Genomic DNA, 20,153 nt, shown 5'->3' with positions numbered 1-20,153 from the left:
TTCAATGTCCATACTAGAATATCCAGTTTATTTTTCAGCGATGTTTATGCGTACGAATCATGGATATTTCATAACTTAAGCCCTATAAAAAATAAAAATAACTATTATCCACCACATTTAACATACATTATAACTTCACAATGCACAAAATATTCCTATCATTTACGTTACTATTCTTATCATTACTGTCCTTTGGACAAAAAGCCGCTACCGATAAAAAACTCGAATCACAGATAAAACAGCTCATTCAGGGTTTTCAAGGCGATGTTGGCATTTATGTACACCATCTTAAAAAAAATAAAGAAGTCAACATTCAGGGCGACAGCATTTTCCCTACAGCAAGCATTGTCAAAATCCCCATTTTAGTCGGTATCTTTGATAAAATTGAAAAAGGTGAACTACAACTTGATCAGCAACTACTCTACCGTTCGAGTCAACGCTATGGTGGCTCAGGACTGATGCAGTTCTTTAAGGATAGTACACAGGTTGACCTGAAAACCTTGGTCGCACTTATGCTATCGTATAGTGATAATGTAACCAGCATTTGGAATCAAAAGCTAGCAGGAGGAGGTATCGCAATCAATCAATTAATGAGTAGCCTTCAACTGCCCCATACACGTGTCAACTCGCAGACAGAAGGGCGGAAACCGGATTGGGAAAAATATGGTTGGGGCCAGACTACACCAAAAGAAATGGCCGACTTGGTCACACTAATCCGACAAGGCAAAGTTGTGTCCTCAAAATCTTCCGATCAGATGTATCGTTTTATGGGCAACATGTTCTATGACGAGAGAGGGCTATCGCAAATCCCTTCCACTATCAAAACAGCTTCAAAAACAGGCTCTTTAGATGACGTACGCAATGAGGTCATTTTGGTCAATGCGCCGAAAGGAGATTACGTTTTCAGTATTTTCACCAAGAACAACACGGACAAAAGCTGGGGTAAAACAAATGAAGCAGAGGCACTTACCCGTAAGCTCTCCAAATTGTTATGGGATTATTACCAATAAGCATATTGAAGTCAATATGATAACGATATGATATAAAAAAGGTGGGCACTCAAAAAAGTGCCCACCTTCCCTATCTTTAAAATGAAATACGTCGACTAATTCTTTAACGCTTCACCTACATTTTTTGCTTTCCGGCTAATATCGTCACCTACTTTTTTGGAAGCATCTTTTACATCTTTAGCGGCCTCTTTCGTTCCAGTCGCAACATCATTTGCAACTTTCTTCGTACCGTCAGCGACATCTTTTGCAGCATCCTTTGTTTTATCAACAGCCGTGTTCGTTGCATCCACTGTCGCATCTTTTGCATCTTTCAATCCCTCTTTTACATCCTCACCGGCATTACGTAGCGCAGCCTTGGTTTTTTCCCAGGCAGTATTAGCTTCTTCAGAGGCAGCGCGAGCTTTTTCTTCAGCTGCTTTATCACCTTTTGCGATAGCTTCATCCAGATCCTTTTTTGCTTGTTCTGCTTTCAAACGTGCATTTTCTTCCGCATTTTTTAAATCTGCGATCGCCGCATCTACATGCTCACCGACTGTTTGTGCCGAATCTGTCGCTGTAGTGTCTTTTTTCTCCGAATTGTTGCAAGAAGACATAACCAATGCTCCTGCTACGACTGCTAAAAGTGCAATTTTTTTCATTATAAATTGATTTATGAGTGTAGTTTTCAACGGCTCATCAGAGCGCGCATACATCAATTTACAACTTCTATGCCAAATAGACAAAATTATTGCTTTGGATAGATCGTTCCTTTCGCAGCTTCGAGCGTATTTTTCAATAAACCAACAATCGTCATCAAACCTACGCCCCCTGGTACAGGTGTAATCCACGAGGCCTTAGGAGCAACATTTTCAAAATCAACATCCCCATATAACTTAAAACCAGATTTCGTTGCTGTAGAAGTTTCTCTATTGATACCCACATCGATCACTACTGCACCGTCTTTAACCATGTCGGCCGTAACAAAATTTTTCTTACCAATTGCTGCAACAACGATGTCGCCTCTCAGAACCTCCGTTTTAAGATCTTTTGTACGACTATGTGTTAATGTCACTGTACAATTACCTGGATTGGAATTACGTGCTAGTAAGATACTCATTGGCGATCCTACGATATTGCTTCTTCCAACCACAACGGCGTGCTTGCCTGCAGTATCGATCTTATAATATTCCAACATCAGCATAATACCATATGGTGTTGCTGGAATAAAACAAGGAAGATTACGTTGCATGCGCCCGAGGTTGATTGGGTGGAAACCATCCACATCTTTGCGGTAATCAATTGCTTCGGTAACTTTATCCGGATCAATATGTTTTGGTAAAGGCAGCTGAACAATCAAACCGTCAATAGACTCATCCTGATTGATTTCTTTGACCTTAGCGATCAATTCATCCTCGGTAATGTTTTCATCATAACGAATGTTTGTTGATTCAAAACCGACCAGTTGACAGTTGCGCATTTTGCTGGCCACATAGGTTTCGCTACCACCATCATTCCCCACAAGGATAGCAACCAGATGAGGTTTGCGGCCAGTCTGTGTCGTAAATTCAGCCGCATCTAACGCAATTTGCTCTTTAATTTTTTCGGAAACTAGTTTACCATCTAATAGATTCATGTTTAGGAGATTTTATTGTATTTAAAAGGAGCCCAAGAGCTCCTTTATTATAGTGTTATTTTGATTAATCTAATTTCAATACCGCCATAAATGCAGATTGCGGAATCTCTACATTCCCAACCTGACGCATGCGTTTCTTACCTTTCTTCTGTTTCTCCAAAAGCTTACGCTTCCGGGAGATGTCACCACCATAACATTTTGCCGTAACATCTTTACGTAAAGCGGAGATCGTCTCACGTGCGATGATCTTTGCGCCGATTGACGCTTGGATACGAATTTCAAATTGTTGACGTGGTAACAGTTCTTTTAGTTTTTCACAGATCTTTTTACCAAAATCATAGGCATTACTTCTGTGAATTAACGACGACAGGGCATCTACAGGTTCATCGTTCAATCGGATATCCAATTTGACCAAGTCTGACTTGCGATAACCAATCTGGTGGTAATCAAATGAAGCATAACCTTTAGAGATTGTTTTCAACTTATCATAAAAGTCAAATACAATTTCTCCCATTGGCATTTCAAAAACCAATTCAACACGATCTGAAGTCAAATAATGCTGATTCATGATCGTACCACGTTTCTGGATACAAAGAGACATAATTGGTCCTACGAAATCCGATTTCGTAATAATATTAGCTTTGATATAGGGCTCTTCGATTGAATCCAATTTACTTGGATCTGGTAGATCTGAAGGATTATGTACGATCACTTCCTCTTTATCTTTGGTCATATAGGCCTTATAAGATACGTTGGGAACTGTCGTGATAACCGTCATATCAAACTCGCGCTCGAGGCGCTCCTGAATAATCTCCATGTGAAGCATACCCAAGAACCCACAACGGAAGCCGAACCCCAGGGCTGCTGACGACTCTGGTTCAAACACCAAAGAAGCATCGTTCAGCTGCAAACGGTGCATAGATTCACGCAACTCCTCGTAATCTTCCGTATCTACAGGATAAATACCCGCAAAGACCATCGGTTTCACCTCTTCAAACCCTTGGATAGCCTCAGAACAAGGACGATCTTTATGCGTAATGGTATCCCCCACTTTCACTTCACGTGCCTCCTTAATTCCAGAGATAATATAACCAACATCACCGGTCTTAATGACTTCTTTGGGTACTTGATTCAACTTCAGCGTCCCAATTTCATCGGCAAAATATTCTTTCCCAGTGGCAACAAATTTCACGCGGTCGCCTTTACGGATTTCACCATTTTCAACTTTAAAATAAGCCATGATACCACGGAATGAGTTGAAAACAGAGTCAAAAATCAAGGCTTGCAAAGGTCCGTCAGGATCACCCACAGGATGTGGAATACGGTCTACAATAGCTTCCAAAATATCCGGAACCCCAAGACCTGTTTTACCGGATGCAGGAATAATCGCATCACGGTCACCACCGATCAAATCCACAATCTGATCTTTGACTTCTTCTGGCATAGCACCTGGAAGATCCATTTTGTTGAGGATCGGGATAATTTCCAAATCATGTTCCAACGCCAGATATAAATTTGAAATCGTTTGGGCCTGAATACCTTGAGATGCATCAACGATCAATAAAGCGCCCTCACAGGCAGCAATTGAACGCGACACCTCATAAGAAAAATCCACGTGTCCCGGGGTATCGATTAGGTTCAAGATATATTCCTGACCATCTCTTTTATAATTCATTTGGATGGCGTGACTCTTGATCGTAATACCACGTTCACGTTCCAAATCCATATTATCAAGTAATTGTGCCTGTGCCTCACGCTGACTGATGGTATTGGTATACTCTAAAAGGCGGTCTGCCAAAGTACTTTTGCCATGGTCAATATGCGCAATAATACAGAAATTACGAATGTGCTTCATATAGGATTTTTAAACTCTTTTGCTAAAAGGCAAAGATACCTTTTTTTATATATATTTATATAACCTAGCTTTTTTTTAGTTTACTATACATGAAGAAATCAGACGATACCGTATGCCTGTTAATTAGGAGAAAGAAACAGTATTCCCTATTCGGCAATAGCATATAAAAAATGTTTTTGATTCCGCGTAACATTTTCCGTATCCCAAGAAATTCTTACCCGAAATTGCTCCGTACGAATTGGGCAATTGTCGACCTGACAATACTGGCAGCACTGTGGAAGACAAGGATCCGCATGAACAAAAAATTCGGTTCGTACCAACATCTCCTTATTGACAATCTTATCCACAGCAGAAATTTCATCGTGCACCTGGGTAAGGTCAAGGTAACGGGGAAGTGTGAGATGGCAATCTACATGAAGTTCGTTCCCATAACGCTGCACACGAAGATTATGGACATCAATCCATTCATCTTTCCGATTGCGCTCCAAGATTTCAACAACATCCTGCACGAGTGCTGTATCCGATTCATCCATCAATCCACCGATCGATTGGCGAAGTAGCTTATAACCATTGAAGAGAATAAAAAGCCCCAATACAATGGAGATGACTACATCGATCCACAGGAAACCTGTCAGTTTCATCAACAATAACCCCAGTATCAATCCGACCGTACTATAGGCATCGACCTGCAGATGTTTTCCATCTGCCACCAAGGTAATGGAGCCCAATGCACGCCCACGCTTCATAATATAGAATCCGACAGCAAAATTTAGCACAGATGTAATACCAATCAGATAAATCCCTTGTTCGAGGTGTGTTAACGCTGCAGGAAAGAAAAGATTGTAACAAGCCTTGGCTAAGATAATGGCTCCAGCGATGAAAATAAGTCCACCTTCCAAAAACACCGAAAAGAACTCCACTTTACCATGTCCGTAAGGATGATTCTCATCCTTAGGCTGTGCCGAAAGATAAATACTATAAAATGCAAAACCCGAAGCAATCACATTAACAATACTCTCTGCCGCATCTGTAAAGATTGCACTGGAGTCCGTTAAGAAGTAGGCAAAAAACTTCACAATCATCAGACCTATTCCCGTAAAAAGCGATAATAAAACCAATCTTCTTTGTCTTGACATGATGCTTATCTTCTATATGAAACCGTTTATGAGCAAATGATGAAATGAGGACTAGCCAACATTTTTGTGAGCGCAAAGGTAAAGATATAACGACAAATCAGAACGATTAGTTTTGAACATCCAACGTCGGGGATCAATTAAATAACTGTGCTAAATCGCTTCAATAGCCCTTTTGTTAAAAAAGCCCAATAAAAGAGCTACTTTTCTTTGTAAATTCTCAAAAATAAAGAAGATTATTTGCAACGTATGTAATATCTTTGTCTTACCATGAGCACATCATCATACTTATCAGACAGGATAAATAATTTGTCCGAATCGGCTACACTTAAAATGACCAAGTTGGGCCGCGAATTAGCAGCAAAAGGCGTTAATGTAATTAGCCTTAGCGTAGGTGAACCTGATTTCAACACCCCTGAGCATGTAAAGGATGCAGCGAAGAAAGCCCTAGATGAAAACTGGACGCGTTATTCGCCGGTACCGGGATACCCTGAATTGCGCCAGGCAATTGTAAACAAGTTGAAGACGGAAAACAATTTAGATTATGATATCTCTCAAATTGTTGTTTCTACAGGTGCAAAACAATCCCTGTCTAATGTAATTTTGACTTTGATCAACCCCGGTGATGAGGTAATTATCCCAACACCTTATTGGGTATCATACTCCGAAATGGTCGTTTTAGCAGAAGGAAAATCGGTATTTATCAATACAGAGATCGACAATAACTTTAAGATTACACCAGCACAATTGGAAGCGGCAATTACACCAAAAACCAAATTGTTCATGTTCTCTTCGCCAAACAACCCTACTGGAACAGTTTACAGCAAAGATGAATTGGCTGCATTAGCTGAAGTTTTCGAAAAACATCCGCAGGTATTTATCCTATCCGATGAGATCTACGAACATATCAACTTTGTAGACAAACACGAATCCATCGCACAATTTGAAAGCATCAAAGATAGAGTGATCATCATCAATGGTTTTTCAAAAGCATTTGCAATGACGGGATGGCGTTTAGGTTATATCGCTGCTAACAAAACCATTGCCGCCGCAAATGATAAATTACAAGGACAGACAACCTCAGGTACCTGTTCAATTTCTCAACGTGCGGGTATCGTCGCTTATGAACAAGGATTAGAATCTGTCAACAAAATGAAAGAAGCTTTCGCTCGTCGTCGCCAATTGGTATACGATCTATTGAGTGAAATCCCAGGTGTAAGAACAAATCTACCAGAGGGTGCATTCTATTTCTTCCCTGAAATCTCTTCGTTCTTTGGTAAAAAAGACCAAGATGGTAATGTCATTAAAAACTCATCTGATTTGGCATTGTACTTATTGAATGTTGGTCACGTAGCCACTGTAGGTGGAGATTCATTCGGTAACGACAACTACATCCGTTTGTCCTATGCAGCTTCAGATGAAAGTTTGATCGAAGCTTTAAAAAGAATCAAGGAAGCATTAGGAAAACTAGCCTAGTCGCTTATCCCAATATAAAAAAAGAGCTCATAGGAGCTCTTTTTTTATGCAGTGCCAATTCCCCATACGTTTTCGACACAGCTTAAACGCCGATTCGGTCAAATATCATCTCAGCTCCATAATTTAAGTAGATGCTATCGCTTGAAATAAATATTTATTACATTTACTCCTATGAGTATTTTAACAGAGAAATTTAAAACGCAGCACGACACGGCTCCGTTTTCACAGATAAAAAACGAAGATTATATTCCCGCATTTGATGAAGCTATTCAACAGACAAAAGATGAAGTCGATGCAATCGTCAACAATCCCGAAACGGCAACGTTCGACAATACGATCGCTGCGATGTCTTACTCAGGACAAACACTAGACCGCTTGTCCAATATCTTTTTCAATCTTCATTCCGCTGAAACCAACGCCGATCTTGAAAAAATCGCACAGGATGTAGCCCCAAAATTATCTGCTTTAGGAAATGATATCACCTTAAATTTCGATCTTTTCAAACGAGTTAAGGCTGTATACGATCAGAAAGATCAACTGACATTGACGGCAGAACAAACGACTCTATTGGAAAAATCCTATAAGGATTTTGTACGCAACGGAGCTCTTTTGAATGATGAACAAAAAGGAAAACTCCGCGAAATAGATGCCGAGCTATCGCTTTTAAAATTGAAATTCGGCGAGAACGTCCTCGCCGAAACCAATGCCTACCAGCTGTTGGTAACAGACGAAAAAGATCTTGCCGGACTTCCAGAGGGTGCCATAGAAGCTGCACATGCTCTGGCTAAAGCCAACGAAAAAGAAGGCTGGCTTTTTACCCTGGATTTTCCAAGCTACCTTCCTTTTGTCACGTATGCCGACAATCGGGAACTTCGCAAAGAAATTACCCTCGCGGCAGGCCGCAAAGGATTTCAAGATAACGAGCACAACAACGTGGACAATGTCCTTAAAATTGTAAAACTTCGCTTCGAACGGGCCAAATTATTAGGCTACGCTACCCATGCCGACTTTGTCCTTGCCGAACGTATGGCACAAGACCCAGGCAAAGTCAAGGAATTTCTAAACGACCTACTGGGAAAAGCGAAACCAGCAGCAGTAAAAGAATTTGCAGAATTATCCCAATTTGCAAAAAACTTACATGGCATAGACCAACTGGAAAAATGGGATGGCGCCTATTATGCCGAAAAGCTGAAACAAGAACGCTTTAATCTGGACGATGAAAAGCTCAAACCTTATTTCAAACTCGAAAATGTCTTACAAGGCGCTTTTGAAGTAGCGCATCGTTTGTTTGGCATCAACTTCAAAGAAGTCGATACAATAGATACCTACCACGAAGAAGTACAAACATTTGAAGTCAGTAAAGACAATGGTGAATTAGTGGCTATCTTCTATGCCGATTTCTTCCCGCGTAAGGGCAAGAGAAATGGGGCATGGATGACCTCTTTCAAACCACAGTACATTCAAGATGGTAAACAAGAACGTCCTCATGTCTCTATTGTCTGCAATTTTACGCGTCCTACAGCGTCAAAACCTTCGCTGTTGACCTTTCAGGAAGTGACAACATTATTTCACGAATTCGGACACGCCCTACATGGTATGCTCGCTGACAGCACTTATCCTACACTATCCGGAACATCTGTGTATTGGGATTTTGTCGAGTTACCGAGTCAGGTGATGGAAAACTGGTGCTATGAAAAAGAAGCCCTTGAGCTATTTGCCAAACACTATGAAACTGGCGAAGTGATCCCGATGGAACTTGTCGAAAAGATCCGCGAAAGCGCGTCCTTTCTTGAGGGGATGGCGACTATGCGCCAATTGAGCTTTGGGCTATTGGATATGGGCTGGCATGGACAGGATCCAACTTCGATCTCGGATCTGAAAGCATTCGAAGACGAACAGTTTGCCTCAACAAAACTCTATCCCGATGTCAAGGAAAATGCCATGAGTACGGCCTTCTCCCATATTTTCAATGGCGGTTATTCTTCAGGCTATTACAGCTATAAATGGGCCGAAGTCCTGGATGCCGATGCATTTGACTACTTTAAACAAAACGGTATTTTCAATAAGGAAATCGCGACTAAATTCAAGGATAATATCCTTTCAAAAGGTGGAACCGAACATCCAATGGTGCTATACAAACGCTTCCGCGGACAGGAGCCTTCGGTAGAACCCTTATTGAAAAGAGCTGGATTGATCAAATAACTGGATTGATTAAATTATAAAAAAGCTGGATGTAAAATCCAGCTTTTTTATTGGAAACATAGGTATACCAAGAACTTCCTTGCCTATCAAAGTCCCTGTGAAAATACCGAGCATTCAGCCGATCAAATAACTTTTATTTCGCACTGTATAATTGCAAGCAACATTAATATTGCACGAATTCCATAGGTTTTATACTGGCCATACCTGATCCTAAGTAATTTTATAAAAGCGTCATTTGTTTTCCATTCAAAACCAGGACATTAAACAAGAATCGCGTATATCTTGCCCATTTAGCAAAAAAATAGTACCTTTGTAGGACATAATTGGGGTTGACCGGAATTGACAGGATGGAGACGGTTATGTAAGCATGTAGTGCGTTGTTAGTAGAGCACTTTAATCTGAACTTTCAGAATTATAACTGGCGAAGAAAACTACGCCTTAGCTGCTTAAGTTAGACTTAACATAGCTATTTGTCCCGTTAGATCCTGTTCTTTGGTTTAACATTCGGGGCATCGAACAATAGAACTGGCAAGTGTGATGTTGCTAAGCACTTGTGAGAAACAGCAACTACGGCGTACGGTATAGGTAGGCGACTCACCTTCCCTCGCTCGACAATTAAAGAGAAGCTAAACATGTAGAAAGCGTATACAGTACCATGACTGGACGAGAGTTCGAATCTCTCCAGCTCCACAAACAACAAAGCCGAACTTAAAGTTCGGCTTTGTTGTTTATTGCATAATACCTTTGTAGACTGCATCCCGTAAGACACCACCTGTTGTATCTCCCGCGTATTCCCAATACATCGCACCGAGCAGCCCCGTCCTATGTACGTAATCGCATTTAAGTGCAATCGACTCTGGCGTTTCATAAGTTAGTACAAAATCACCTTTATCGTTGACAAGATAATGCGCTTTAGCTTCATCGTCCCATTTCTGCTCAAAGCCCTGCAAGGCAAGCAGATCTTTATAATCTATAAAACCTTTGACATCAGTTTTATTGCCCCGGCCATAGAATGGAATTCCCAGCACCAATTTTTCCACAGGCATACCGCCTTCGACATGCGCCTTTACAGCCTCCACACAGGTTGTACCACCCGACATAGCGGAACGATGCAAACTCGCATGATGGTACGGCGGGTGCCCCGAATCATAAGTCATGATATTCACAAAATCCACCTCTTTTCTAATCTTATCAAAGGCGATATACTTACCGTTCGCAACCGAAGCCAAGGTCAACAGTCTTTTCTTACCAATAGCCCTGCGAATATCGTGCATGAGCAAGGTGAAATTTTCCGTATCGGCTAAAGAAGACGAAATCCCGGGAGAAGAATTCGTTGGATATTCCCAGTCGATGTCAATACCATCAAGATTAAACTCCCGCACCACACGCAAGCAGTCTTTGGCAAACTTCTGCCGATTCATTTCATCAGCTGCCATTTCGCTAAACCGGCCGCTTCCCCAGCCGCCAACGGACAACAATACCTTTAGATGTGGATGTGCTTTCTTAAGATCCGTAATAGCTTTCAATCTAGATTCATTATCTATACGCAGGCCGTCAAAGCTATCGTTGACATGTGCAAAGGCATAATTGATATGCGTCAGATAGGTCGGATCAGGCATCACTTTAGACCAGGAAGTGACATAGGCGATAACAACTTTGTTGTTTTTTGTTCGCGCACGACTTACACTAGGGTACAATAATAAAGTCAATAACAGAACAGTGAAGGTCTGGCTAAGTATTGATTTCAATTTAGATTCCATAATAGCTTTTTATTTTGTTTCAAGATGATATTGATTGTCCTAAAATATGATCGTTAAAGTATGCGCATTCGATGCTTATGGGGGACCTACAGTTTCAGATAAATAGGTAGCTTCTTCAGCAAGATCGCATACCACAACATCGCAAAAGCCCAAAGCAATGAACCGGCAATAGCTAAGCCCATATACTCCGATTGTTTATAGAAGAACAGGGGAAGATGAAAACCCCAGCAGATAAAGTAGATTAGATCGGGAGCAAGATAGGTCGTTAATGAGTTCTTTCCAGCCTCCTCAAAAACCCGCATACCCCGCTGGTAGCCTTTCACGTCTATGAAATAATAAAGCGGTATCAAAAGCAATACGCTAATCCCGCAACAAACCAATGCCCAACTCGGCGTACCATGGATTTTGGATAAAATAAACCAAAAACGCAAAACAAAACCCATAGCCAGCCAGATCGTGGCAAGGAGAAACAAGATACGCAACAAGATGCGCGGCGTTGCCGCATATCGTTTCATAAGCATTCCCACAAGTGTTCCGGCTAACACAATACAGGGTATATTACCGGATAATAGGACATGCAGATACCGTCCAATGCCAGAAAGTTCAATTTTTAATTCGGTGTGAGCCAAAATATTGAGCAGAAAAAATATCAGCCAGCCACATACAACAACGATTATCCTACCCCGACTCAACAAGAAAATAGAAGCCGCGGCAAAATATCCCCATCCAATCAGCCCTAAAATCCCCCACCATCCTACTTCCAGCCCCTTTCCATCAGAGGCTTTAAACATGTATACGAGATAAATAATACCCACTACACCAACAAGACGCATCCCCTTAAAAAAGTGCGGATAGGTAGAATCTTTCGGATAATGATTCCAAATCAGAAAAACGAATACATACAGCAGTCCCAACCACAACAAATGCGACATTCCCGTCAGCTGTGGATCAACTCGCGAACCATTCAATATCAATACCCCAATAAGCAATAAACTTAATGTTCTGATCAGCATATGAACAAAAATAACCGTTGTCGACGATCCTAACTTTTCCCGGGCTGCCACAGCATAAGGAACAGCCACTCCAACCATAAAAAGAAATCCCGGGAAAACCCAGTCCGCCAACCCATTCCGTCCTCATCTGCTTCTGTATGAACCAACCATTTAGGCACAGCTGGAATAAACAGGTCATTAACAAATAACATCAGGAATAGCGTAAGACCACGCATAACATCCATTGAACGGATTCGGATTGTAGGTACAGCTTGCAATGCGTTCATAATTGATTCGTTGTGTTCAAAAAGTAGCTATCAGCGTAGCTGCTTAGCCCATCTCTTTCCTGGATCCTTCTTTGATAATTTTTTAGTGATTTTATGGCGACCGGAACCTGGTGAAAAATTCCCGCATAGAAAAATTCCTGTATAACGAAACGAAAAGACAGGCTATTTCGCTAAGATTTATCATCAGTAACGCTAATGAGATATCTTTGAATAATCTAAGATGAGAAAAAAATAACACTATATAGTGAAATATTTGTTCAAATTAGTGTAAATTTTACTCATAAAACACAGAAATCGTGTGCTTTACTGCAGTGATCCTTATAAACGACAACTTACAAGCCAGTCAACGCACAAAAAGAAATGTCATACATGCTCGAATTGTTACTTTTATGATCTGTATTGTATTGCATATAAAAAGCAATTTATCTAAGTTTGACAAAAACAAATTTACGATACAGCCGATCTACATGAAATTCATTCTTTTTATCTGCTTGTTCTTCGCAACACAAGCTATCTTCGGACAGAATATCAGCGTCGTCCAAACAACAAATAAACAGTACAAACCATGAATCAATTAAAATTTCGTGACGCCACGCAACAAGATTTACCACGCATCGTAGAAATATACAATTCTACCATAGCCTCTCGCATGGTCACAGCAGACACTAGTCCAGTATCTGTCGCCAGTAGACAAAAATGGTTTGACGAACACAACGCTTCGAAAAGACCCCTGTGGATGATAGAAGATGTAAATAGCCAGGTACTTGGCTGGGTAAGTTTTCAATCTTTCTATGGTCGTCCAGCTTATAATGCAACAGTAGAAATTAGTATCTATTTGGACGAACAGCAACGCGGCCGGGGCCTGGGTAAACAGATTCTCCAGTACTGCATTGATAAAGCCCCAGGTTTAGGCGTACATACCTTATTGGGATTTATCTTTGCACACAACTTGCCTAGTATCGCATTATTTGAAAAGATGGGTTTCAAGGAATGGGCCAACTTACCCAATATAGCAACCTTGGATCAGGAAGAACGTAGTCTAAAAATATTAGGTATACGAATTAAATAACAGCGTGACAATCTAATTACCCGTCATCAAAAATAAAATTGTTAAATTACAGTATTCATTAGATAAGATCTTTAATTCGGCAATATGAAACATTTTATCCAATTCTCCTTGATGCTGATTGCTTATGTATTCTTCTTTTCCAGCCCCCTGTTGGCACAAAATCCAGAGCGCACCAAAACTATCCCGATCACAAGTGATTCAGCATACAGCAAGATAATTCAAGTGCTTCAGGATGGCGGTTATTTTATTGCACAGCTCGATCGACCTTCGGGATTTATTCAAACTAGTACGTATCTCGAAAACAATAATCTCCTAAGCAATAAAGAAGGAGAAAAATTAATTTTCAACTTCCTGATCAGCCCTTTACAAGCTAAAAGAGCAAAAATAGTTTTAAATATATTTTCAATAGAGAGGCGTAAAGGCGGGAGCTTTGATGCACCTAATTATTATGATGAAGATAAGGGGATCGTCCGGGACAATAAAGCCTACCAGCAAATTTGGGATAGGATACTCCTCCTATTTCAATAAGTACAATCAAGATAAAGCCCAGCTGATCTCAGTTCACCTGGGCTTTTATAATAAAAAAAATTAGATCGAGATGGTCAGTAAAGGAACATCCAGACCCGATGCCATCATCCGTGTTTTACTCCGGTGGGTCAATGAGCTCCAAAAACCGTACTTATAGGGGATCATGACCAGCAGATCCGTACTGCTCTCTTTTACTTCGTCCCGGATCGCTTTTACAACCTCATTGGAGGTTACATTTTTGTAGTAATAACTTACGATTCCCATCACATCGTTGATGGTTTCACGTGTTTCTTTTCCTTTTTCCTCATTCAGCTGCTCAACAGTTTTTCGAATATTGAGAACCTCCAGTACCGCACCAAATTCAGCGGCAAAATCCTTGACTTTTTCAAGAATTTCCTTTTGTACACCACGAACAATATCACAGGCAAAAAGAATATGCTCCAGACCCGTAAATTTTGCGCCCAGCGGAACGGAAAGGATAGGTATTTTTAACTTACTGATTGCTGCCGTGGTGGTATTCCCCAGCATGTCCTGATCAAAGGAACGTTTGGCCATTCCCATCACCAACAAATCCGCATTCGTCTCCTGGATGCATTTTGTCATCTGGTCATAAAACAAACCTGCCGCAAGATAAGGAATAGTCAAAACACCACTTTCGGCCGTAATCGCCTCGGCTTTACGTCGTAAAACCTTACTTTGATGTTCAAAAATCTTGAACATAGAATCGGGAGAAAGTCGAGCGTTCATTGCATGAATGGAAGGATTTTGAAGAGAAAATAAAACGAGCTCGTATTCTTTTCCTGCAAAAACTTCCATAATAAACTTTAAGGCATGTTCGGCCTCTTCAGCATAGTCTGTGGCAACAATAATCCGTTTCATATGGTCTAATTTAATTCAATAAAAAATCCCTTTTTATTACATTCAAGTTAACGAAAAATAATAAATCTATCAAACGGAGAATTGTCTCAACTGGGTCAATTTTCTCCCGATTTTTGGCTATTTTAAGTAGCTAGCCTTTACAAAAGATGCTTTTTTCAGATAATCGATACTTTGTTGTAAACCGGTATAAATATCGTTACGTGTTTCTTCCAGCTCAACAAAAATATATTGCAGGCCAGCAACTTTTGAATTGTTAAAAATTGCATCGAAACCGACCATACCACTTTGGCCAATTTCGCGGTGGTCCTTAATGTGCAAAGCCTTGAATCTGCCCGCATATTTATTGAAGTAATCAACCGGACTAACTTGCCCCATGACCGCCCAATAGACGTCCATCTCGAAGAATACATGTTCAGGATTTGTATGCTCTAACATATAATCGTACATCACTTTATCTTCCACTTTTCTAAACTCATGCGAGTGGTTGTGGTATCCGTAAATGATTCCTTGCTGACGGCATTTCGCACCCACAGCATCCAGGTAGCGACATTGCGTTTCCAGATCCTTAAGTGTTTTAGGTACATCCATCCAAGGCGTGACGATGTATTTCATTCCCGCTGCTTTGTGCGTAGCAATACATTCGTCCCACCATTTTAGGGATTCTGTAAAATCTCCAGAGCTTAACTCTTTCTCTGATAGCGTTTTCGTTGCATGTGATGAAATCACCTTCATTCCAGCTTTTTCAACTTTTGCCTTAAACTCTTGTGGGCTCAAGTTATATAATTTACCATCTTTGTATCCAGCAGCTTCCACTCCTGTATAACCCAATGCTGAGATCTTTTGCAGAATCTGGTCGAAATTGGCGTTTTTACCGATTTCTTCACGTACAGAATATAACTGTAGACCAATTTCCTTTTTTGCAGCTTTCTGTTGTGCAAATGTTGGACTAACAGCCAACATCATACATCCAGCTACCAATGTTCCGATAAGAGTTCTTCTTTTCATTTAGTGCTCAATTATTTATTACAGACTTCGTTTAACGCAAAATTATTTGTAAACGCAGGTTTACAGGTTGTTTAGGTTTGTCGCGTTAATTATAGCCGCAATGTATGCAAATACTCGAAAAAACACAATGCTTTACCGTTTTATTTATTCACGTCGCGTGCTCAGCGCTCCATAACATGCTTTTTTATAGGAATAAAAATATACCCAACTCAACGATTTACAATTTGCAACTGTTCTATTTACAATAACAAACAAGTTGAGTGATGGAAAATAAATATGAAACCCCCGAACATAGCGATCAAAAACAGGAAGAGAAACTACCTGATGTTGCCGTTGAGGAAAAAGATGATGAACCTGCCGGTCGAAATCTCAAACGTACACTTATTATTGCAGTATGTGTGTTGATTGTGTTTTATCTGATTTATTATTTTATGAGTGGACAATAACAGGCGAATAGCCGCAACCATGCAACTCACCACAGCTCCGGCGGAACTTGACGGATTCTTGGAAACCGAAGCCGGGCAAGTCGACTTTTGTCGTCATACACAATCTGGTAGAATCTGACCAAAATTTCGGTCATTGTGCCGACGTACTCGACAATTTACCACGGCTCCGGTGGAACTTGACGGATTCTTGGAAACCGAAGCCAGGTAAATCGACAATATCTGCTTAAATAATTTCGTTTTTCATTCGCCTGTGTGCTACTAGAAAATAACTTTTTATATTGGTTTACACAGGACGGTGACGTAGGGTCTATTTACTAAACAAATCTCAGTACCGATTAAATCATCTGTTATAACAAATATAAAAGAAAAAATAATAAATACAAATTTTTAAACAAAATAATGAACTATATTTTGCGCAAATTGTCATTCAATTCGTTGTATGACGGATGAAGACAAAGCATTACTGGAAACAATTGGTTTACGCTTTCGCGCGAAACGAAATGATCTTTATTATTCACTACGGGATCTATCCCATCTAACAGGCATTTCAACAGGAACACTCAATGGTATAGAAAAGGGAAAAGACTTAACGCTCACAAACTTTTTAACTTTATGCCGCAGCCTGGAAATCCAACCGACGGTATTTTTTCAGCATGATATTGTTTTTAATTCGCCCTATTCCCTACCTCCTGATGCGCAGGAAAGAATCACGCTAAGCAAAAAACTGGATGACCTCGTCTATCATTCGGATTTTTTCCACGCAGCACGACGTGTTTCGGAAGTGTTGGTCCAATTGGGTATTGACAAGAGCCAAAGCAACAAATTCTCTGTTTATCTAACCAACTATTGTGAAGAGGGAGCCCTCGTCTATCAGCAGCATGGTAACTATAAAACCTATCGTAAAAAAAAGGTAAATAAAAATGACTAAACTTCTTTGTTGGAAAGTTCACGAAAACGGTTTGCCCTTCTAAACGTTCCCAAATCATTAAAACGAACCCCATACTTGCGCAAAATTTCTTGTGCCTTCTTGCGCCCAATATGACGTACGTAAAATGTCTCATTGACGACAAAATGATGGATGCTATGTGTCCAACCGAAAAAGAAACAAAACAATTGCATCGGAAAAGTCCACCAAACTGTCAATACTTGTGTCTGCTCAATAACATTTCCAGCTTCAACATCACCAAAATAATGCATGTTTGATGTAATAAAATGCAAACAAAACTGACGTAATAAGTTTGGCAATAGAATAACATAAATGATCCCATGCAGACTTATCAACATGTTATTAACATAGTGTGGAAAACTCAAATCTAACTCAAAAAACTCACTTAACCAACCAAATAACAGGTCTGCAAAAAAGAAATATAAAATCACATGTGCAAAAATCGTCACTGGAACAATGCTCAAAAACATAATCCGTTTTAGTTTTGAAGAAGTCTCCAACTTTAGATTTCCATTTTTCACCTCGCTGTCCATATCGTTAAACATGCGATGCAGTCGAAAGAGCCCACCCAACACAACATCGGGAGTTGTTAACAGACGTTTGATCGACCACTGCTCGCCATTCGTAACACTGCGTTCCTCAACATCATGTAATGTACCCGAAAACTTATGATGATGATGATGCAAGGTCCTGCGTATCCAAGGATTTACCGTCAATGGACGTAATATCCATACACTAAAAAGCATAAAATGATGAATTGCCTTTTGTCTTTTAAAATAAAGCCAATGAATCAGATCATGCTCTATTTCATGCAACACGCCCATAAAAAACGCATTACTGACAATCATAAGCCAAGTTGGAACAACAGCGCGAAACCAAGCTATCGATACAACGACAATTGCCAGGATCGCCAGTGCGAATAGAGCCATTCCGATACTGTTCTGACTTTTTAAGATGGGATACATTCCTTTAAGCTGCTGGTAGGAAAGATTTATTTCCCTCCTAATCTGGCTCGACTTTTCCTGATGTGTCAAATTCGATGTGATTTAATTGGTAAAAATAAGTTTTTTTTTCGCAAACACCAATTTACCAACACCTCATCAATAAGCGATTTCACCCAAAAAAAATAATGCACTTAAAGGGATTTGGTAGGGACTTTATAGGGACCTTATAGGGACCTCATTCGGATGAAGCCGGCTTAACTACCTATTAACTCCCTATTACGTAACACCTTATTTACAATTATTTAACAGATTAAACTAAACTTATCTATTCGTTGTGTGTTAGTACCCCTACACATTTAATTTAATACTATGGCAAATGTAACACAGGGTGTAAATGGTCCTCCCTCGGGCAAAGTGGGGGCAGTTGTTTTTTGTAAATGGAAAGAGATCAATTATGTCAGGTCTCTTCCGAGGGTGAATAAAAAAAGAGCACTTTCTGAAAAGGAAGTGAACAACCGAAACAAATTTGGACTTATGCAACAATTCTTAAGTCCTTACACGAGAGTCATACGGCTCGGCTTCTCAACCTCCGCCAAAAATATGACAGCATTTAATGCAGCGATGTCCTATAACCTTCACCATGCCATGCAACAAGACGATGAAGGTTTTCATATCGATTATGAAAAGATTGCCATAAGCCGAGGTTTGGACGAAGAGATTACAGGGGCAACATTTCAATTGTTGAACGAAACTATCCATATCACTTGGGAACTAAAAAACACCGAAAAACTCTTGTACGAGGATCTGACAGATTTCCGAACCTTGGTACTCCTCATTCCTGAAAATCCAATAAACGCTTCACAAGGTGTTTTACTTCAAAATTACATTATGGATTTGCGAGAATCTATTCAAATACCGAAACTAACCCAAAGTGATACATATCATCTATATCTAGGTTTTGTTGCAGCTGACGGAACTAATCGGAGCATGAATAGCAGCTATCTCGGAAATATAAACCTAGAAAGAGGATTAAGGTCCCCCCGGGAATTAAATTCATCAACAGGAGAAATAAAATAATTCAAAAACAAACACACAACACGCTTAATCACAATAAGATAACAACATTTTAACACCGAATTCATGTTAATATGCTTACTTCGTATAAGCGATATGATTTACAATCGATGGTTTCAACAGCCACATCAATTTCGGCCATGAAGCCAATCGTCTTTATATCTAGTAGGCATTTGGTTACCCCCTCAGCAATCCTCAACACATATCCATGTGCAAGTCCTACTACTTTCTCTATTCAGTTCGGCAAGCTCATACCTTGCCGAACATTCTATTACCCAACGGATCCCCCATTACGATTTAACTTCCAAAAGGATCTGTCTTTTTTTCGGTCTTTACGATTTTAACCAAATGCTCCAATGCATTTTTCAGACGTTTAGCATCTTCTTCCGTTTGGATCGCCCATAAAATTTCATCCGTGCTTGGCGAAGACTTAAATCGAATTTGATAACCGGATTTTACTCTTGCAATGACAAGTACATCTGATTTGGCAATATCACTTCTAAAATGCTGGCCACTGGAAAGAAAGACTGTTAACACCTTCCCATCTACCGTTACCGTGTCAATTTTCGTATCCTTATAACGGTAAGCTACCTTATATAGCTTATTAATATAAGCCATGGTCTGCTGTTTATTCAAGCTCGCATTTTGGGCTACCGATGGCACTGTAATACCAATAGCCAAAAGAAAGCACAAGAAAAAATTCTTCATTTATCTAACATTTTTTATTTCCATATACTATAACAACACATCGCTCAGATTGCACTTACTCACCAAATATCACATAGCGCAAATCAGCAGAAGCAAAATACGTTCCTTTTATTGATGAACTAAAAATATAGATTTTATTTACTTTTTTACCTATTGCCCCACAAACTAAACTTATTTCCAGTAGCCGCATTTCGATTGCTGCTACTGAAAAATTCATCTTTAGCCAT

Annotated in this window: 20 protein-coding genes and 1 other RNA gene; 9 read left to right on the top strand and 12 right to left on the bottom strand. The window is 40.0% G+C overall.

Going from position 1 to position 20,153, the window contains the following annotated elements; translation table 11 throughout:
* Nucleotides 1-140 precede the first annotated feature (140 nt).
* Entirely contained in the window at nucleotides 141-1,010 is an 870-nt protein-coding gene (locus B3600_RS12570) for a serine hydrolase (RefSeq protein WP_070566153.1), read from the top strand.
* Nucleotides 1,011-1,105: 95 nt separating this feature from the next.
* Here the strand turns inward: B3600_RS12570 and B3600_RS12565 are convergent, their stop codons facing one another.
* The 4 genes from B3600_RS12565 to B3600_RS12550 all read right to left on the bottom strand — a co-directional run bounded on the left by B3600_RS12565 (nucleotide 1,106) and on the right by B3600_RS12550 (nucleotide 5,613).
* Nucleotides 1,106-1,648 (bottom strand): hypothetical protein, encoded by a 543-nt coding sequence (locus B3600_RS12565; protein WP_070566155.1) that lies wholly within the window; start codon nucleotides 1,646-1,648, stop codon nucleotides 1,106-1,108.
* An 86-nt stretch (nucleotides 1,649-1,734) separates the two neighbouring features.
* On the bottom strand, nucleotides 1,735-2,622 hold the full coding sequence (locus B3600_RS12560; RefSeq protein ID WP_046672391.1) for a bifunctional 5,10-methylenetetrahydrofolate dehydrogenase/5,10-methenyltetrahydrofolate cyclohydrolase: 888 nt from the start codon (nucleotides 2,620-2,622) through the stop codon (nucleotides 1,735-1,737).
* Nucleotides 2,623-2,686: 64 nt separating this feature from the next.
* Entirely contained in the window at nucleotides 2,687-4,477 is a 1,791-nt protein-coding gene (lepA, locus tag B3600_RS12555; RefSeq protein ID WP_046672392.1) for a translation elongation factor 4, read from the bottom strand.
* Between the two features lie 146 nt (nucleotides 4,478-4,623).
* Nucleotides 4,624-5,613, bottom strand: a complete 990-nt coding sequence (locus B3600_RS12550) for a cation diffusion facilitator family transporter (protein ID WP_286753174.1) — start codon at nucleotides 5,611-5,613, stop codon at nucleotides 4,624-4,626.
* Nucleotides 5,614-5,880: 267 nt separating this feature from the next.
* On the opposite strand from B3600_RS12550, the gene B3600_RS12545 reads away from it, so the two are divergent.
* The 3 genes from B3600_RS12545 (at nucleotide 5,881) to ssrA (ending at nucleotide 9,981) form a co-directional block, all read left to right on the top strand.
* Complete coding sequence (locus B3600_RS12545) at nucleotides 5,881-7,086, top strand: pyridoxal phosphate-dependent aminotransferase (protein ID WP_236560274.1); 1,206 nt, start codon at nucleotides 5,881-5,883, stop codon at nucleotides 7,084-7,086.
* A 171-nt stretch (nucleotides 7,087-7,257) separates the two neighbouring features.
* Nucleotides 7,258-9,288 (top strand): M3 family metallopeptidase, encoded by a 2,031-nt coding sequence (locus tag B3600_RS12540; RefSeq protein WP_046672395.1) that lies wholly within the window; start codon nucleotides 7,258-7,260, stop codon nucleotides 9,286-9,288.
* Between the two features lie 325 nt (nucleotides 9,289-9,613).
* Nucleotides 9,614-9,981, top strand: a transfer-messenger RNA (tmRNA) gene (ssrA, locus tag B3600_RS12535).
* 35 nt (nucleotides 9,982-10,016) lie between these two features.
* On the opposite strand, the gene B3600_RS12530 is transcribed toward ssrA, so the two are convergent.
* The 3 genes from B3600_RS12530 to B3600_RS12520 form a co-directional block, all read right to left on the bottom strand.
* Nucleotides 10,017-11,048: a glycoside hydrolase family 18 protein gene (locus B3600_RS12530; protein ID WP_286753173.1), complete on the bottom strand. Its 1,032-nt coding sequence runs from the start codon at nucleotides 11,046-11,048 to the stop codon at nucleotides 10,017-10,019.
* A gap of 86 nt (nucleotides 11,049-11,134) precedes the next feature.
* The gene (locus tag B3600_RS12525) at nucleotides 11,135-12,061 is read right to left on the bottom strand and encodes a DUF5009 domain-containing protein (RefSeq protein WP_376749797.1); all 927 of its coding nucleotides are present in this window, start codon (nucleotides 12,059-12,061) and stop codon (nucleotides 11,135-11,137) included.
* Nucleotides 12,062-12,090: 29 nt separating this feature from the next.
* Complete coding sequence (locus B3600_RS12520) at nucleotides 12,091-12,327, bottom strand: hypothetical protein (RefSeq protein ID WP_286753171.1); 237 nt, start codon at nucleotides 12,325-12,327, stop codon at nucleotides 12,091-12,093.
* 565 nt (nucleotides 12,328-12,892) lie between these two features.
* Between B3600_RS12520 and B3600_RS12515 the strand changes: the two genes are divergently transcribed.
* Nucleotides 12,893-13,396 (top strand): GNAT family N-acetyltransferase, encoded by a 504-nt coding sequence (locus B3600_RS12515; RefSeq protein WP_286753170.1) that lies wholly within the window; start codon nucleotides 12,893-12,895, stop codon nucleotides 13,394-13,396.
* A gap of 84 nt (nucleotides 13,397-13,480) precedes the next feature.
* Complete coding sequence (locus tag B3600_RS12510) at nucleotides 13,481-13,924, top strand: hypothetical protein (protein WP_286753169.1); 444 nt, start codon at nucleotides 13,481-13,483, stop codon at nucleotides 13,922-13,924.
* Nucleotides 13,925-13,984: 60 nt separating this feature from the next.
* Here the strand turns inward: B3600_RS12510 and B3600_RS12505 are convergent, their stop codons facing one another.
* Both B3600_RS12505 and B3600_RS12500 read right to left on the bottom strand, forming a co-directional pair.
* Nucleotides 13,985-14,803: a universal stress protein gene (locus B3600_RS12505; protein WP_070565812.1), complete on the bottom strand. Its 819-nt coding sequence runs from the start codon at nucleotides 14,801-14,803 to the stop codon at nucleotides 13,985-13,987.
* Nucleotides 14,804-14,920: 117 nt separating this feature from the next.
* Nucleotides 14,921-15,808 (bottom strand): sugar phosphate isomerase/epimerase family protein, encoded by an 888-nt coding sequence (locus tag B3600_RS12500; RefSeq protein WP_070565810.1) that lies wholly within the window; start codon nucleotides 15,806-15,808, stop codon nucleotides 14,921-14,923.
* Nucleotides 15,809-16,071: 263 nt separating this feature from the next.
* Here B3600_RS12500 and B3600_RS12495 point away from each other — a divergent pair, with 263 nt between their 5' ends.
* The gene (locus tag B3600_RS12495) at nucleotides 16,072-16,254 is read left to right on the top strand and encodes a hypothetical protein (protein ID WP_070565808.1); all 183 of its coding nucleotides are present in this window, start codon (nucleotides 16,072-16,074) and stop codon (nucleotides 16,252-16,254) included.
* A gap of 439 nt (nucleotides 16,255-16,693) precedes the next feature.
* Nucleotides 16,694-17,182, top strand: coding sequence for a helix-turn-helix domain-containing protein (locus tag B3600_RS12490; RefSeq protein ID WP_286753168.1), 489 nt, complete (start codon nucleotides 16,694-16,696; stop codon nucleotides 17,180-17,182).
* Here B3600_RS12490 and B3600_RS12485 read toward each other — a convergent pair.
* The gene (locus B3600_RS12485) at nucleotides 17,179-18,234 is read right to left on the bottom strand and encodes a fatty acid desaturase (RefSeq protein WP_286753167.1); all 1,056 of its coding nucleotides are present in this window, start codon (nucleotides 18,232-18,234) and stop codon (nucleotides 17,179-17,181) included. The genes B3600_RS12490 and B3600_RS12485 overlap by 4 nt on opposite strands.
* 279 nt (nucleotides 18,235-18,513) lie before the next feature.
* Here B3600_RS12485 and B3600_RS12480 point away from each other — a divergent pair, with 279 nt between their 5' ends.
* Nucleotides 18,514-19,221 (top strand): DUF6266 family protein, encoded by a 708-nt coding sequence (locus B3600_RS12480; protein WP_286753166.1) that lies wholly within the window; start codon nucleotides 18,514-18,516, stop codon nucleotides 19,219-19,221.
* Between the two features lie 294 nt (nucleotides 19,222-19,515).
* Here the strand turns inward: B3600_RS12480 and B3600_RS12475 are convergent, their stop codons facing one another.
* Together B3600_RS12475 and B3600_RS12470 are read right to left on the bottom strand one after the other, a co-directional pair.
* Complete coding sequence (locus B3600_RS12475; protein ID WP_070565800.1) at nucleotides 19,516-19,926, bottom strand: hypothetical protein; 411 nt, start codon at nucleotides 19,924-19,926, stop codon at nucleotides 19,516-19,518.
* A gap of 55 nt (nucleotides 19,927-19,981) precedes the next feature.
* Nucleotides 19,982-20,143: a hypothetical protein gene (locus B3600_RS12470; RefSeq protein WP_172462450.1), complete on the bottom strand. Its 162-nt coding sequence runs from the start codon at nucleotides 20,141-20,143 to the stop codon at nucleotides 19,982-19,984.
* Between the last annotated feature and the right edge of the window lie 10 nt (nucleotides 20,144-20,153).

The organism is Sphingobacterium sp. UBA2480, from assembly GCF_002341965.1.
GTDB lineage: Bacteria > Bacteroidota > Bacteroidia > Sphingobacteriales > Sphingobacteriaceae > Sphingobacterium > Sphingobacterium multivorum.
The sequence above is the reverse complement of the archived record's forward strand: the minus strand, read 5'-3'. Positions and strand labels throughout refer to the sequence as shown.